Source organism: Planifilum fimeticola (assembly GCF_003001905.1).
Classification (GTDB): Bacteria; Bacillota; Bacilli; order Thermoactinomycetales; family DSM-44946; genus Planifilum; species Planifilum fimeticola.
Window position 1 is genome coordinate 19,172 of sequence record NZ_PVNE01000009.1, and the last position, 16,320, is coordinate 35,491.

Annotated in this window: 14 protein-coding genes; 13 read left to right on the top strand and 1 reads right to left on the bottom strand. The window is 56.0% G+C overall.

Annotated elements, in window-relative coordinates:
• Positions 1-11: 11 nt before the first annotated feature.
• The 11 genes from CLV97_RS07180 to CLV97_RS18080 all read left to right on the top strand — a co-directional run bounded on the left by CLV97_RS07180 (position 12) and on the right by CLV97_RS18080 (position 13,602).
• The gene (locus CLV97_RS07180) at positions 12-1,301 is read left to right on the top strand and encodes an ABC transporter substrate-binding protein (RefSeq protein WP_245891421.1); all 1,290 of its coding nucleotides are present in this window, start codon (positions 12-14) and stop codon (positions 1,299-1,301) included.
• Between the two features lie 240 nt (positions 1,302-1,541).
• Entirely contained in the window at positions 1,542-2,432 is an 891-nt protein-coding gene (locus tag CLV97_RS07185; protein ID WP_106344851.1) for a carbohydrate ABC transporter permease, read from the top strand.
• 4 nt (positions 2,433-2,436) lie between these two features.
• Complete coding sequence (locus CLV97_RS07190) at positions 2,437-3,306, top strand: carbohydrate ABC transporter permease (protein ID WP_106344852.1); 870 nt, start codon at positions 2,437-2,439, stop codon at positions 3,304-3,306.
• Between the two features lie 24 nt (positions 3,307-3,330).
• Positions 3,331-5,688: a beta-galactosidase gene (locus tag CLV97_RS07195; RefSeq protein WP_245891422.1), complete on the top strand. Its 2,358-nt coding sequence runs from the start codon at positions 3,331-3,333 to the stop codon at positions 5,686-5,688.
• Positions 5,689-5,773: 85 nt separating this feature from the next.
• Positions 5,774-7,651, top strand: a complete 1,878-nt coding sequence (locus CLV97_RS07200) for a glucoamylase family protein (protein ID WP_211295702.1) — start codon at positions 5,774-5,776, stop codon at positions 7,649-7,651.
• Between the two features lie 260 nt (positions 7,652-7,911).
• Positions 7,912-10,017: a glycoside hydrolase family 2 protein gene (locus tag CLV97_RS07205; protein WP_170070396.1), complete on the top strand. Its 2,106-nt coding sequence runs from the start codon at positions 7,912-7,914 to the stop codon at positions 10,015-10,017.
• Positions 10,018-10,164: 147 nt separating this feature from the next.
• Positions 10,165-10,539, top strand: coding sequence for a GntR family transcriptional regulator (locus CLV97_RS07210; protein WP_106344855.1), 375 nt, complete (start codon positions 10,165-10,167; stop codon positions 10,537-10,539).
• 20 nt (positions 10,540-10,559) lie between these two features.
• Positions 10,560-11,444, top strand: a complete 885-nt coding sequence (locus tag CLV97_RS07215; RefSeq protein WP_106344856.1) for an ABC transporter ATP-binding protein — start codon at positions 10,560-10,562, stop codon at positions 11,442-11,444.
• Positions 11,441-12,067, top strand: a complete 627-nt coding sequence (locus CLV97_RS07220; protein ID WP_106344857.1) for an ABC-2 transporter permease — start codon at positions 11,441-11,443, stop codon at positions 12,065-12,067. The genes CLV97_RS07215 and CLV97_RS07220 overlap by 4 nt, the downstream gene beginning before the upstream one ends.
• A 281-nt stretch (positions 12,068-12,348) precedes the next feature.
• Positions 12,349-13,320, top strand: a complete 972-nt coding sequence (locus CLV97_RS07225; RefSeq protein ID WP_106344858.1) for a hypothetical protein — start codon at positions 12,349-12,351, stop codon at positions 13,318-13,320.
• A 126-nt stretch (positions 13,321-13,446) separates the two neighbouring features.
• On the top strand, positions 13,447-13,602 hold the full coding sequence (locus tag CLV97_RS18080; RefSeq protein WP_170070397.1) for a protein kinase family protein: 156 nt from the start codon (positions 13,447-13,449) through the stop codon (positions 13,600-13,602).
• Positions 13,603-13,890: 288 nt separating this feature from the next.
• Here CLV97_RS18080 and CLV97_RS07230 read toward each other — a convergent pair whose 3' ends face one another.
• Positions 13,891-14,094 (bottom strand): hypothetical protein, encoded by a 204-nt coding sequence (locus CLV97_RS07230; protein ID WP_146130428.1) that lies wholly within the window; start codon positions 14,092-14,094, stop codon positions 13,891-13,893.
• Between the two features lie 239 nt (positions 14,095-14,333).
• On the opposite strand from CLV97_RS07230, the gene CLV97_RS07235 reads away from it, so the two are divergent.
• The gene (locus CLV97_RS07235) at positions 14,334-15,236 is read left to right on the top strand and encodes a TIGR01777 family oxidoreductase (RefSeq protein WP_106344860.1); all 903 of its coding nucleotides are present in this window, start codon (positions 14,334-14,336) and stop codon (positions 15,234-15,236) included.
• A 171-nt stretch (positions 15,237-15,407) separates the two neighbouring features.
• Entirely contained in the window at positions 15,408-16,232 is an 825-nt protein-coding gene (locus tag CLV97_RS07240; RefSeq protein ID WP_281257593.1) for an AAC(3) family N-acetyltransferase, read from the top strand.
• Positions 16,233-16,320 lie beyond the last annotated feature (88 nt).

Here is a 16,320-nt window from a genome sequence, read left to right on the forward strand (position 1 = left end):
GAGGCGGGATGATGAAGAGGATCAAACCCTTTGCGCCGGTTCTGGCGGTGTGTCTGATCGCGGCCACGATCCTGGCCGGTTGCGCGGAACCCAATCAAGCGCAAGGGAAAACGGTGGTGAAGTTTTGGTACACATGGCAGGGTGCCGAGGCGGAGCAGATGGAGAAGCTGATCGACGAGTTCAACTCCAGCCAGGACAAGATCCAGGTGGAGGGTTTGAGTCAGGGCGATCTGCAAAAGCAGTTGACGGCGATTGTGGGCGGCAACCCGCCGGATCTGGCGGTCCATTACGATGAGAACCGGCTCGCCTCGTGGGCGAACAAGGGCGCGATGCAGCCGTTGGATCCCTACATTGAAAAGGATAACTATGATCTGAGCGATTTTTTGCCGGGCGCGCTGGAAGCGGTGCAGTACGAGGGGAAGACGTACGGCCTGCCCCTCGGGATGAACACCTGGATGCTGTATTACAACGAAGACCTTCTGAAGGAAGCGGGATTGGACGGGCCTCCCGAAACCATTCAGGAACTTAAGGAATACAGCGAAAAACTGGACAAGACGGATGCGAAGGGGCGCCTGGAACGGTTGGGACTCTGTACCGGAGCCCACCAGCAGTACATCTGGATGTATTCCTTCGAAGGAAAGATGTGGGATCCGAAGGACAAAAAGGTGACCCCGACCGATCCGGGATTCCGGTCCTCGGTTGAGCTGGTCGCGGACAACTGGAAGCGCCACGGTGCCCAAAACATGGATCGCTTCCAATCCGGTTTCGGCAAGTACGATTCGCCTCAAAACCCCTTTTTCATCGGGAAGTGCGCGATGACGATCGACGGAGAGTGGCTGGCCACGCACATCGATCGGTTTGCGCCGAATCTGAATTACGGAATCGCTCCCATTCCCCATGACGAAAAGCATCCGGAAGCGAAAAAGGTCGGATATATGAACGTCAACCTGCTCTATATTCCGAAGGGGGCCAAAAACCCCGACGCCGCCTGGGAATTCCTCAAATGGCTGACCGCCAAGGAACAGATGCTCAAATTCGACGTGGCTCTCGGCAATCTGGCACCCCGCAAAAGTGCGGTGGACGACCCCGCCTTTGACAAGGTGCCCGGATTTGATCGGTTTGCAAAATACGCGAAAGAGCACGAATTGAAGCCGCTTCCGTCTCTTCCGTTCAAGGAAGAATATCTGAATGAGATCCAAAAGCAGATGGATCAAATCCTGCGGGGAAAAATTTCCCTTGATGAAGGGATGAGAAAAATCGCGGAGAAAATCCAGCCCATCGCGGATAAAACGATGAAGTAGAGCAGCCGGTCGTTTGGGACGGCATCACGGTATCGTCGCTTACGGGGAAGGGCGGAAGACCCGGCGTGCAAGGAACTGAATGCGGATTCCGGATCCCCTTTGCGCAGGACAGCCCGATCTGTCCTGCGCAGGGCCGGAGTTTGATCAGGAGCCGCATTCACCTTTGCCGGTCTCCGCAGCGCAAAAATGAACATCGATTGCACGATTTTCGTCGTCGTCATCTCAGGGGGATGAGGAGACATGGCAAAAAGAGAATGGCGGAGTCTGTGGCTGGGGTTGGCATTCGCTTCCCCCTTCATCATTGGATTTCTGTTTCTGACGTTGATTCCCTTTGCCCAGTCTTTCTACTACAGCCTGACGGAATACGATTTGTTCAATGAACCCCGGTGGGTCGGGCTGGAAAACTATCGGAGAATCCTGGAGGATCCATCCTTTTACAAATCCCTTTCCAACACGTTTTTCATGGCGTTTATCGCGGTCCCCTTCCATTTGACGGTCAGCTTGCTGATCGCTTTGCTCCTCAATATGAAAGTGAAGGGAATTGCCCTGTACCGGACGCTTTATTACCTGCCGGTGGCGATCCCGGTGGTCGCCAACTCCATCCTGTGGCTGTGGATTTTCAATCCCCAATACGGCATTCTGAACGAGATGTTGAGGGGACTCAACTTGCCGGATCAGGCTTGGCTGATGGATCCGGCGCTCACCAAACCCTCGCTGATCATCATGGGCCTGTGGGCAACCGGAGGAGGGGCGCTCATTTATTTGGCGGCACTGCAGGGAATCCCGAAGGAATTGTATGAAGCGGCGGCGATCGACGGCGCCACCGCCTGGGATCGGTTTCGTCACATCACTTTTCCGGCGCTGTCGCCGGTCACCCTGTTTCAGCTGATCATGGGCTTGATCGGGGCTTTTCAAATCTTTACCGAATCCTTTATTTTCGCCGACGGAGCGACCGGGGGACCGGATCAGTCCTTGTTGTTCTACGCCGTCAATCTCTACCGCGAAGCCTTTGTCAACCTGAACATGGGGTATGCATCCGCATTGGCGTGGATCTTGTTCGTGATTGTCATGCTGATCACCCTCATCATTTTCAAAACATCACTCCGTTGGGTGTATTACGGGGGTGAATAGGAAGATGACGAGGGATCAATCGAAGGCCGCAGGAAAACGTCGAAGTCTTGCGTATCATCTGAAGCGCACCGTTTTGCCCCATGTCTTCTTATCCCTGGTGGGGTTGATCTTTCTGTTTCCCTTTGTCTGGTTGTTTTTGAACTCGCTGAAGACGCCCCAGGAGATCTTTTCCCTGCCGCCCAAGCTGTGGCCGGAAGAGCTCCAATGGAGCAATTATGCGCGCGCGTTTCAGTCGATGCCCTTTTTCGGTTATGTGCTTAACACGCTGTTTCTCGTCATTGCCAATATCGTCGGCCATCTGTTTTCGGCGCCGCTGGTCGCCTATTCGCTGGCCAAGATTCGCTGGAGGGGGAGAGGAGCCGTCTTTGCGCTGGTTTTGGCCACCGTGATCCTGCCTCCCCAGGTGACGATGATTCCCATGTACATCATCTTTGCGAAGTTGGGTTGGGTGAATACCTACCTTCCGCTGATCATTCCCAGTTTTCTCGGATCGTCCTTCAACATTTTCCTGTTGCGCCAGTTCCTTCTGGGGATTCCGAACGAGTTGTCGGATGCGGCCCGGATCGACGGCGCCTCGGAGTTCCGAATCTACTGGCAGATCATGCTTCCGCTTCTCATGCCTCCCCTGGCGGCGATCGCCATTTTTACCTTCCAGGGGGTCTGGCACGACTTTTTCGGTCCGCTGATCTATCTGAACGATGAACGGCTGTGGACCATATCGGTGGGACTGCAAGGGTTTCTTCAGCAACATGGCGCTCAATGGGAACTGTTGATGGCGGCGGCAACCCTGTTTACCCTCCCTTCCGTCATCGCCTACTTCATCGGGCAAAAGTATTTTATCCAGGCAGGAACACAGCTTGTGCAATATAAATGATTCGGATCATAGGAGTGGATGGTATTGAATTCAGTCCGTGTGGAAAAGGGAAGGTTTGTGATCGATGGTAAGGAGACTTTCCTCTTCGGCGGAGAACTGCATTATTTCCGGGTGAGGCGCGAAGAGTGGGAGCAGCGGCTGGAGATGATCGCCCAAGCGGGATGCAATCTGGTCAGCACTTACGTTCCGTGGGTGTGGCATGAAAGGGAAGAGGGCGATATCGACCTGGCCGGACGGACGAGAAGGGAAAAGGATTTGAAAGCATTCCTCGAGCTGGTGAGAGAAAAGGGGCTATATTGCTTCGTTCGTCCCGGTCCCTATGTCATGGCGGAAATCCGCTTCGAGGGGATTCCTTCGTGGCTGGTTGAACGGTATCCGGAGGTCGTCGCCAAGAGGGCCGATGGAACGGATCACCCCACGCGCGTCGTCTCTTACCGACACCCCCTCTTTCTCGAGAAGGTCCGGCGGTGGTACCGCGAAGTGAACCGGGTAATCGCTCCGATGCAGCACACCCGAGGGGGGCCCGTCATCCTGTATCAACTGTGCAACGAAGTGGGGATGCTTCACTGGGTTTCCAACACGTCTGATTTCAACGAAGTAACCCTCGCCGCATTTGAGCGATACCTGAAGGAAAAATACGGAACCGTCCATGCGTTGAACAAAAAACACGGCACGGATGCCGATTCTTTTTCGCATTGGATCGAATCGTTTCGAAAGGGAGCGGGTGACGATTCCCTTTCCCTTCATTACGAATGGCGGCGATTTTGGCGGAGGTACTTCCGGGAGTACATCGATCAGTTGAAATGCTTCGCGGAAGAGGACGGCATCGAAGTTCCTTTCGTCGTCAATGTTCACGGATTCAAGGATTATTCCATCTACAGCCGGGGGGTGGACTACCCGATCGGCCTGTCCCAACTCTGCGAAGCTGCATCCATCGAAAAAGCGGTGTTGGCCGGCGACTTTTATCCCGGCCACGTGGGTTACGACAATTTTCACGATCTCGTCCTGGCTTCCGTGTACACGCAAGCGGTTTCCCGAAAGGAGCAGCCCCTGTTCTCCGCGGAATTCCAGTCGGGCCGCCTGGCGGACAGGCCGCGGCTTTATCCGCAGGACCTCGACTTGATTACCCGGACGTGCATCGCTCACGGGATGAAGGCGTTGAACTACTATATGTTTACCGCCGGCGAGAACTACGAGGACATCGGGATTTTCGGCCGCCGCCACGAGTGGCAGGCGCCGGTCGATTCGAAGGGACGGCCGCGCCCTCAATATGAAACCGCCCGGCATCTCGGCCGAATGCTCAAGACCGTCGGAAACAGGCTGGTCAGGGCGCAGAAGGTGGTTCACACCCACGTCGGTTTCAACCCGGACGATTACTTGACGGATGTGGTGGAACCCCGTTTCCGTCCCCGGATGGACGAACTTTCCTTTAAACGGGAGCACTTCGCCTTTGACGGGATCCTGCGGTTGCTGTCGGCCGCCAACATCTCCTTTGACGCCGTCGATTTGCTGAAGCCTTTTTCCGCTGAAGAGATCCCCACCCTGTGGGTCTTTTCCACCTCCTATATGGATCCCGATCTGCAGGAGCGTTTGGCTCGCTATGTGCAGGAAGGGGGGAAGTTGGTCCTTTACCCCGAAATTCCGACGCACGATTTGGAGGGAAACCCCTGCCGCATTCTGGCCGATCGCCTGGAACTCGGGAAGTGGGAAGTGATCCCCGGAAATGACGTGGTCGACGTATTGGGGATGGAATCGATTGCGGTCAAGCAGCGGCTGCGATTTGAGAGGTACGAAGGGGAGCCGATCGCTCTCTGTACGCGCCAAAACCGTCGGGAGACGGCGGCGTACCACAAGAAGGCGGGAAGCGGAGAGGTTTTGGTATTGGGAATTGCGATCGGACAGGATTTCGACTACCAACTGGACGTCATCCGGGCCGTCGCGGAACGGGTCGGAATCCGGCCTCATCTTTCGGCGGATACTCCCCATCTGTCGGCGATTGAGAGGAGAAACGGCAGTGAGTCTTTCCTTTTCGTGCACAACTACACGGAATGGGAGCAGGAAACCAACCTGTATGAAGGGGGACGGCCCCTCTTCGATGGGGAAAAAATTGTTCTTCCCCCGCGTTCGGGGGCGATGTATCTTCGAAATTTCCCGATCGCCGAAGATTTGGTCATCGAGTACGCCACCGTGGAGATGACGCATTGGGAATCGGCGGAGGGTCGTGCATCTCTGACCGTCAAGCCCGTGGGACGAAGCGGGGTGCTGAAGGTTCGGATGGGAGACGGGTGGCGCGCGAACATCGGCGGTTCGCCGGAAAAGGGCTTACTTCGCATCGGACCGATCGATGCGCCCGTGACGCTGACGTTTTGGCGGGAAACTTGACGTTTGAGCGTTCTAAGGGCGGTTTCACGGGAGAAGAAACCCGCCTCTTATAAACCCGGGTCGATTGAAAAAGAGGTGAAAAGGGATGCGAAAATGGCTGGTTTTGCTGGTAACCCTCGTCTTGCTTTTCAGTCTCAACGTGACCTCGGCCGCGCCCGTCATCGATGACGGCGGCGGGCGTTCGGACGCCGTATCGACAGGCCCTGCCGCATCTTCCCGCTATGAGAAGATCCTGCTTCGCTACGCCGAGGATACCTGGGAATCGTTTGTCGCCATGACCGATGAGAAAAGCGGTTTGCCGGCGGACCGCCTGCATGTCGATGGCACCCGCAGTGTGGAAACCTCTACGACGAATATCGGCGCGTATATGTGGAGCGCGCTGGTGGCCGAGAAGCTCGGCTTCATCGATCACGAGGAGCTCGTATCCCGGCTTTCCAAAACCCTCGGAACCCTGGAGAAGATGGAGCGCCATAAGGAGAGCGGACAGTACTACAACTGGTACGACCACCGGACGGGTGAGAAATTGACCGAGTGGCCGAGCACCGGTGATCCGCTCACGCCGATCCTGTCGTCGGTGGACAATGGATGGCTGGCCACCGGCCTGCACCTTGTGAGACAGTCCGTGCCGGAGTTGTCGCACCGAGCCGGTGCGCTGTTCGACAGCATGGACTTCAGCATCTTCTACGACCCGGACACCAACCGTCTTCTGTTCAGCTACGTACCGAGCACCGGAGAAAAGCATTGCTGCTATGACACGCTCGGCGAGATCCGAATCGCCAGCTACATCGGCATGGCCAAGGGAGAGATGCCGCAGAAGCATTACTTCGGGGCGTGGCGGACGTTTCCCGACAGCTGCAAGGATTGGGGATGGCAGGAGATGCGGCCGCAGGGCTTCCACCGGCAGTACTTCGGCGTCGATGTGTTTGAGGGCGCATACCGGTACAACGGCTCGCGCATCGTGCCCAACTGGGGCGGCAGCATGTTTGAGGCTTTGATGGTTCCGCTGTTCGTGCCCGAGGAGAAATGGGCGCCGGGCAGCTGGCGGGTGAATCACCCGCTGTACGTCCGGGCACAGATTTATCACGGCATGGTTGAAGCCGGTTACGGATATTGGGGTTTTTCCCCTTCGGATGTTCCGGAAGGGGGCTACCGCGCTTACGGGGTCGACGCTCTCGGCATGAATCCCGACGGTTATCCGTCGAACAACGACGACACCTTCGCGGATTTCGGCTATGAAGGATGCGAGGGACGTGAGCCCAAGCCCCTCCCGAAGCCTGAGGAGTACACCAACGGCGTCGTGACGCCCCATGCGGCGTTCCTGGCACTCCGGTGGGCGCCGGAGGAGACGGTGAAGAACTTGACCAGACTGGAGCGCGACTTCGACATCTATACCAAGTGGGGGTTCCGTGACTCCGTCAACGTCGAGACCGGTGAGGTGTCCGATTTCTACCTGGCCCTCGACCAGGGCATGATCATGGCGTCCATCGGCAACTTCCTGGCCGATGACATGCTGCGTCGCTCCTTTGTCACGCCGCAATTCGAGAAGAGGCTGCGGCCGCCGATGGCGGTGGAAGAGTTCAACGCCCATCCGCGCGCCTGCACCATCGTAGGGACTCCGGGCGATGATGTCATCCACGGCACCCCGGGCGACGACGTGATTTGCGGACTGGGCGGCAATGACGTCATTTACGGAGGCGGAGGCGACGATGTCATCTACGGTGATGCGGGCGATGACCGGATCTATGGGATGAACGGCGACGATGTCCTGTACGGCGGAGAGGGTGAAGATCAGCTCTTCGGAGGACGCGGTGACGATGTCCTGTCGGCGGGACCCGGTCGGGATGCGTTGACGGGTGGCGCGGGCGAGGACCACTTCGAGGGCGGAACCGGCTCCAACGAGTGCCGGGACGTTTCTGCCGAGGATAGCGCCAATGCGTGCGGTCCCGCTGGACAGCCCCGGTGATTGAAAGAGTTGCGGTTGCCATGACCCATGCGGGTCATCTTTCCCGGAGCGGCGTTGCCTGAAGGGAAATGGATGGAAAGGAAAGGCCCAAAAAGCTCCAGGTGTTCAAATAAACACAACGCATGGAGAATCGGTGGCGGATGGTTGCCGATCTTCCCCGGATGCATGTCCGGAGGGGAGGATCGAACATCGAAGCTGCGGGCGGATCATCGATCCGCCCGCAGCCGAGTTCAGTCAAATACGCTGGAAAGGGGATTCCCATGGAATTGCTGCTGAACGGCATGTGGGAATATGCGGTGGGCGAGGGGGATTCGGAAGATGCGGCGTTCCCCCGGTGGGAGGGAACCATCCGGATCCCTTCCAATTGGGTGCAGGAAGGGCTTGAGAAGATTCACGGGCCGGTCTGGTTTCGGCGGGTTTTCCGGATTGACCGGTTGAATCCGGATCAACGCTACTTTTTGCAGTTCAAGGGCGTCGATTATTTTCACGAGGTCTTCCTCAACGGAAAAAAGGTGGGCGAACACGAGGGGTACTTTCAATGTCATGAGTTTGATGTGACCGACGTGCTGAGGGAGGGCGAGAACGAGCTGGTTTCGAAGGTGATTTCCCCGCGGGAGGAACCGGGAACCGTATGGCCGGATCGCAAGCGGTTGATCAAGGGAGTGTTCAGCCACCACGATGCCCGTCCCGGGGGCTGTTTTCCGGAAACCGGGCAGGATCAAACCACGGGAGGAATTTGGAACGACGTCCGCTTGTACTCGACACCGCCCGTCAAGCTGGAGCGATGCAAAATCACCCCGCATCTCAGGGAACGCGACGCCGTCGTCACGGTTGAAACCCGGTTTGCGGCGTTTCGGGAAGAGGCGGTAACGGTCCGCTTTCGCATTGAACCGGACAACTTCTCCTCCGACTCCGTCTACGAGCGGGTGATCACCCGGCACATGCCGCCCGGAGTTCACACCCTTTACACGGCGATCACCATTGATGAACCCAAACTGTGGTGGACTTGGGATCAGGGGGATCCTTCCCTCTACCGTTTGGTGGTCTCCCATGAGGTGGATGGGCAGGAGACAAAGGAGGTGTTCCGCTTCGGCCTTCGCGAAGTTCGCCAGGACGGGGACGGGAAAGTATTTCTCAACAGCCGGGAGATATTTCTCCGGGGGACCAACTACATTCCGACGCAGTGGCTGAGCCGGTGGACCGAGAAGGATTTCGCCCGGGATTTAAAGATGATGAGAGAGGCGCATATCAACGCGATCCGGGTTCACGCGCACGTTACGAGGGAAGAATTTTACCGCGCGTGCGATGAACAGGGCTTTTTCGTCTGGCAGGATTTTGCCCTGCAATGGTCCTATGAGGAATCGGACGAATTTGTCGAAAGTGCCGTCTCCCAGATCAAGGACATGGTGAATCAATTGTACAACCATGCGTCCATCCTGCTCTGGTGTTGTCACAATGAGCCGTCCAGCAATGAGAAATATCTGGATCCTCTCCTGGCCCATGCGGTGCGGGAGGAGGACGGAAAGCGCATCGTGAAGGAATCTTCGGGATACGCCGAGCACGTGTATCCCGGCTGGTACGTCGGCGAGATGCGGGACTTTGTCACCTTGCCCGGCGCTCCCTTCGTGACGGAATTCGGTGCCCAGGCGTTGCCGTCGCATGAGACCATGAAATCCATGATGGCCGAAAAGGATTTGTGGCCGCCCAATTGGGACGTCTGGGCCTACCACAATTTCCAGTACGATCAGATGTTTCACGTGGCGGGAGTCGAACTGGGACACCGCCTGGAAGATTTCATCGAGAACAGCCAGCAATACCAGGCGGAGCTGCTGAAATTCGCGATCGAGCATTACCGGCGCCACAAGGGGAAAATCACGGGCTTGTTCCAATTCATGTTCGTGGATTGCTGGCCGGGCATCACCTGGTCGGTCGTCGACGTTCATCGGCGTCCCAAAAAGGGCTACGGGGCGATGCGTTTGGCATACGCTCCCCTTCTCGTCAGCATGGAAAGGGAAAGGACCCGAGTGCTTCCGGGGTTTGCCCTGTTTAAACGGATGGTGGCCGTCAATGATTATCCCCGTGAATTTTCCGATGTGTCCGTGGAGGTTCGTTTGGAAGACGAAGCGGGGCGGACAGTGATGGAACGGCGGAGCGACCGGACTTGGGATATCGGACCAAACGGCGTCACCGTCCTGATCGACACCGGTCTGAAGCCGGAATGGAAGGTTCCCGAAGATCTGCCGCCGGGGGAGTACATCGTCGTCGCCTCGCTGGTTCAAGGAGAATGCGTTCTCACGTCCAACCGTGAATCCATCACCGTTTGTCCGCCGCCGAAAAAGCGAAAAGAGGATTTTCGGGTACATTGAAACGGCTTTGGATACGATCTTCATTCAGCCGGGCAAGTTGTTGCCCCGGCTTTTTTGTTTCACGCGGTTGACAGCACAGTTCATAATGTATATATTGTATATGAACACTTAGTTCAATATTATCACTTGCTCAAAGAAGGACGAGCCATGAAGATCGTTCTGTCCAACACCAGCAAAGAGCCGATTTACGAACAGATTCAGCGGCAGATCAAAGAAAGCATCCTCCGGGGAGAATTGAAGGAGGGGGAACCCCTTCCCTCGATCCGCCAGCTGGCCAGGGACTTGCGCATCAGCGTGATCACCACCAAACGGGCCTACGACGAGCTGGAAAAGGAAGGCCTGATCACCTCGGTGGTGGGCAAGGGCTCCTTTGTGGCGGGGCACAACCGGTCCTTTCTCCGGGAGAAGCGGCTGAAGTGGATCGAAGAGCGATTGACCGAGATTGTGTCGGAAAGCAAAGCGCTGGATATCTCCCTAGAGGAGCTGAAGGAGATGCTGACCCTCTTGTACGAGGAGCGATGATCGGATAAGGAGGAGAGATCATGGAAGAGGTCGCCGTATTGGACCAGGTGAGCAAAGCTTTTCCGGGCTTTCGGCTCGGTCCCTTGTCGTTCACCCTCCAAAAGGGATATATTCACGGCTTTATCGGAGCGAACGGGGCGGGGAAAACGACGACGATCAAACTGATGATGAACCTGATCCGCCCGGATGCCGGCCAAATCAGACTGTTCGGCCTCGATCACCGGGCGCACGAGAAGGAGATCAAGGAGCGCATCGGCTTTGTTTACGCGGACGATCACTTTTACGATGAACTGACCGTCGATCAGATCAAGCGGATCACCGCCTCCCTGTATCGGTGGTGGGATGAGGAGGCGTTTCAGGGGTACCTGAAGCGGTTTTCCCTTCCTCCCCACAAAAAGATCAAGCATCTGTCCAGGGGAATGAAGATGAAATTGTCCATCGCCCTGGCCCTTTCCCATCACGCGGAACTGATCATCATGGATGAGCCGACATCCGGCCTCGACCCGGTGGTTCGCCATGAAATCCTGGAGCTGATGGCGGAACTGATTCAGGACGGGGAGAAAACGATCTTTTTCTCCACCCACATCACGTCGGATTTGGAGAGCATTGCCGATTACATCACCTTCATCCACGACGGCCGCCTGCGCTTCAGCCTGACCAAGGAGGAAATACCGGATCGCTACCAGGTGGTCAAGGGAGGGACGGAGCTTTTGGATGTGGATAAGCGGAAGCTGTTTCTGGGCCTGCGGGAGACGCCCTACGGCTTTGAGGGGCTGACGGATGACCCGAAGGGGGCCCGGGCGGCGTTCCGGGACAAAGCTTTGTATGAAGCTCCTTCGTTGGAGGAGATCATGGTTTACACCATCAAAGGAGATGCCCGAAACGCGCGAGGTGATGTCCGGTGAAAAGCCTGCTTTACAAAGATTTTCTTGCCCTGCGCACCTTTTTGTTATTTTTTCTCGCGTCGGTGATTTTTCTGTTACTGATCGGGTTTATCAAAATCAACGAGCTGTTGCCGGCGGCCGCAATTGTCGCGATGACTATCCCGTTTCAATTGATTTCGGTGGAAGAAAAAAACAACAGCCACATCTTTGTAAACAGTCTTCCCGTCGACCGAAACGCGGTGGTTGGGGCCAAATACCTCTTCACGCTCCTCGTGAGCACCCTTTTGATCGGCGCGGCGAAGATGGTGAATGTATTTTTTTCGCTCCCGTCCGAAAGAGATTTTTGGGATCTGCTGATCGCCTTTGTGGGAATCTGGGGTTTCACGGCGGTTTTTTACCCGCTGTATTATTGGTTGGGTCCCGTCTTTGTCAAGATCGGCCTGTTTGTCACTTTTATCGTCGCCTTCGGTGTTGCGCCGATGTTGTACAATATGGGGGTCAAAAACAACTTCTGGGGCCTCCTGGAGGTGTTTGAATCGTACCCCTCCCTTTTCTGGGTCATCGTTTTGCTCGCCTTTACCGGAATCATGCTTTTCCTCTCCCTGCTCCTGTCGTCTTGGCTCTACCGGCGGAAGGATTTTTGAACCATGATTGGCCACGCCGGCTTCTCCGTGGGGTGCGTTCTTTAAGAGGCGCCTTGATCTGCTTGCATCGCATGCCTCCTTATACGTCAGAAAGTGGTTGCATGAAAGCGATCGCCCCCATATCTTTACGATGTTTGGTCCGATCATTCGGTCCGGATGCTTCGAAGGGAGAAGAGCCTGGACAGGTCTGAAGCCGTTGGGGATTTGAGACGCATAAGATTTGGATACACTTGGATGTGAAACGGTCTTTCCGCTATATCAGGTGAAAAGGATTGTTTATCATGCTTTCATCCGGGTTCAAGTTTGGGATATATCCGCTCAGTGTTGCCGGTACGCCCACCGGTTTAGCTGTCGGTCCCCAGGACGATTATGAGCAAATCCAGCGGGCATTAAAGCGCCTTCAGGGAAAATCCGAATTGTTGCCCAGAATGTACCTCGTTTATACGGGGCCCGCCGATTCGGAGGACAAACTGTTATCGATCGTGGAGAAATATGTTCGCCTGGGATTAATGGGAGATTTGACAGTCGGCTCTTTGGCACCGCACATCGAGATGAATCATTGGCTCGGGCTTATTCGGAAAATCATCAGACGGTACGGTTCCCACATCGATTCACTGCAAATTACGAACGAACCCAACTTAAGCTTTATGGACGGAGCGAATCCGAACATCCTGCAATTGTTGGTGCGGGGAGTGATTACGGCAAAAGAGGAATCGCAAGCTGCGAATGTTCAACTGAATATCGGATTTGGATCTGTACCCGACGGCCCGGCGGCGGTTCCGAATTTCTGGGAAAACCTCGCCGAACTCGGTGGGAAAGATTTTGTCGACTCCGTAGATTATGTTGGACATAATTTTTATGTGGATGTGTTTGAACCGCCCCTCCCCTTGGAAAAAATCCCCTCTTCCGTAGAACACCTTTTGCGTAGGTTTCGGGAAGTGAATCTCAGGACAGCCGGTATCCCCGATTCCGTTCCCATACGCATTACGGAAAACGGATGGCCGACCGGCCAAAACCCCCTCACGGGCAAAAACAGGTCTTACGAGCATCAATCTGAAGTTTTGGAGGCGGTCATACGGACCGTTTATAAACTCCGCCAGGAGCTCAATATCACTCATTATGAGCTTTTCGGCCTCAGGGATGCCGACAGTTCCAAAGATGACCTCTTTCATCAATTTGGCATCATGCGGGATGATTATACTCCGAAACCTGCTTTTTACACCTTTCAACGTTTGATTCGGGAATTAGGGTGATCCCTGAGTGAAGAAAAGCCTCCGTGCGAAGGATCTGAAAAATGGATGAGTACGTATCCTAAACGGGGGAAAGGCCCCTGCGAACCAACTCTTCCATCATGATTTATCGATTGTGCGCGGAGGGGCGTGGCGGACCGCTACCGGGATCTGGGCATCGCCGCCAGGAGCATTACGCACAATCTCGGCGAAGGGTATGTTCCGTATTTCTTTGAAGTTTACGGGTTGAAGAGGGTGGATCGGCGGAAAGTGGAGTTTTTTCAGCTGATGGATGAGTTTTTCTGATGCAGGAGAACGTCCTTCGGACTGTTGCATCCGTCAATGGCGATCGATGATCCGTCAGAGGAGAGAACCGTTTTCGTCAGGGGTTCGCGCCCCTTCGGGCCGGTCAAAACCAAGCGGCCGGCATGGTTCGCCGTTTCACCCGACGAGATGCCCGTCAACCATAGAGGATCGATTAAATAAAATGAGCCGTTGACCACCGCTTTTTGTCGGCTGAAAGCGACAGGTCAACGGCTCCTGTTTGCTCCCACCAATTATCCCTTCAGCACAAACCGGTTCCCGTCCGGGTCCTCAAATTGAACGAAGGTGCCCCACGCCATCTATTTGGGTTCGCGCTTCATATGTACTCCGGCCAAACATCATGGAGAGCTTCAGATCCTCCCGGTCGGGCATCATCCATTTCGGATACAACACCAGTAGGGTTTGAACGTTTTCCGGACGGATCCATCTTCCCTTGGGTCCCAACTGTTGATCGCGGTAATTGAAGTGCCGCATCCTGATCCTCCACAAAAATGGCCGCCGCTCGATATGTTTTGCATTTCCGGTTTCCACCTTTCCCTTTTCTCTTTCCTTTCTGCACTAACCCACGGGATCCCCTCATCTTGTACAAAAACGGCATCTCCGTTGTCGGAAAGTTTTCATTCATAATCCATTGTTGAAACTGCCGCGGGGTTTCTTGAGAGGGAAAGGGATGTAAAATGAAAGTAAATTGTCGCTTTTCGGGAGGGCTGCAGATGCGCATCGCGATCACGGGTTCGACGGGGCTGGTGGGGACGCGGCTGACGGAGTTCTTCCGGGAGGAGGGACATCAGGTGCTCCGCCTTGTCCGGAAAACCGGTCAAGGCGGCCGGGAAACCGCCTATTGGCAGCCGGAGACGGGGGAGATCGAGGCCGAAGCGCTGGAAGGCACGGAGGTCCTCGTTCATCTCGCTGGAAAGAGCATCAACGGACGGTGGACGAAGAGGCGAAAGGAGGAGATTCTTCTCAGCCGGACAAAGGGGACCCGGCTGATCGCCGAGACACTGGCCGCTTTGAAGCGTCCGCCCAAGGTGTTTCTTTCCGCCTCGGGGATCGGCATGACCCACGAAGATGTCCGGGAGGTGGATGAATCGAATTCCCTCGGGTCCGGCTTCTTGTCCGACGTGATCAAGGAATGGGAGAAGTCGACGAGGCCGGCGGAGGAGGCGGGCATTCGGGTTGTGCATTTGCGCTTCGGGTTGGTGCTAAGCCCCCGCGGAGGGGCATTGAAGCAGATGCTCCCGGCCTTCAAACTGGGGCTGGGCGGTCGCCTCGGTCACGGGCGGCAGGGGGTGAGCTGGGTGGCCTTGGAGGAGATTCCCCGTATCGTCCGTTTTCTGATCGATCGGGAAGAGGTGTCGGGCCCGGTCAACATCGTATCCCCCAACCCGGTGTCCAACGCCGAGTTCATCCGGGCCCTCGGAGAAGCGCTCAGGCGTCCCGCTCTGATCCCCATGCCGGCCTTCGCCCTGAAGCTGATGTTCGGGGAGGTGGGGGAGGAATTGCTCCTGAAGGGCAACCGGGCGATCCCGAAAAAATTGCTGGATGCGGGCTATACGTTCCGGTATCCCGATCTGGAGCCGGCACTGCGGGAGATGCTGAGGGGGAAAGCCGGCTGAGGAGGACGAACTTTTTGAGAGGAAGAATGGCGTTGACATGACAACTTCTGTTTTTCCTGACCTTAAGAAGTTCATGGAGACGGAATGCCGCAATGCATTTGAAGGATTGAAATAGCCGCAATGGAGTTCCCGATTCGCAACAAATGCCCTGGACAAGGGATGAAAGGGTTGATTCCGTTGAATCAAGCAATATCCATCCAAAGCATGAAAGGCCCCCACACCGTAGACAGTTTGGCAGCGGATTTCCGCCGGCTGGGGCTGGAGGAGGGGATGACGGTTATCGTCCATTCTTCCCTCCGCTCTCTGGGGTTTGTGTGCGGCGGGCCGGTGGCAGTGGTTCAGGCATTGATGAGGGTCATCACCGAGGAAGGAACGCTTGTCATGCCCGCCTTTTCCGCTGATTATTCCGATCCGTCCCGCTGGGAAAACCCGCCGGTGCCGGAGAGCTGGTGGCCGGTGATCCGTGAAGCGATGCCTGCCTACGACCCGGTATATACCCCGACCTGGAAAATGGGGAAGATTGTCGAGGTGTTCCGGACCATGCCGGGAGTGAAGCGGAGCCGCCATCCCAGCTTCTCTTTCGCCGCCTGGGGACGGGAGGCAGAGGCCATTGTCGAGGACCATTCCCTCGATTTTCCCCTGGGCGAGCAGTCCCCGCTGGCGCGGATTTATGAGCGGGCGGGTTGGGTTTTGTTGATCGGTGTCGGTTATGACAACAACACCTCCTTTCATCTGGCGGAGCACCGTCTGGGAACCCGGCCGTCTCATTTGGAGGGAGCGCCCATGATTCTGGAGGGGAAGCGGCAGTGGGTGACATTTCGGGATATTTCTTTGATGACGGAACAGTTCGAAGAGATGGGCAAAGATTTTGAAAGGACGGGAAAGGTTCGGTTGTTCCGGATCGGTCCCGGTGAGGTGCGCCTGTTCCCCCAGCGGGCGGCGGTGGACTTCGCTCTGGAGTGGTTTCGGAAGCGCGAAGAAAGAAGTGAACGTTAAAACGGTCCGGAGCGGGGGACGGTCCGGATCCGACCATCGTTGGGCACAGGGAAAATCCGCCCGGATCAACCTCCGAACCAAGAAGGGG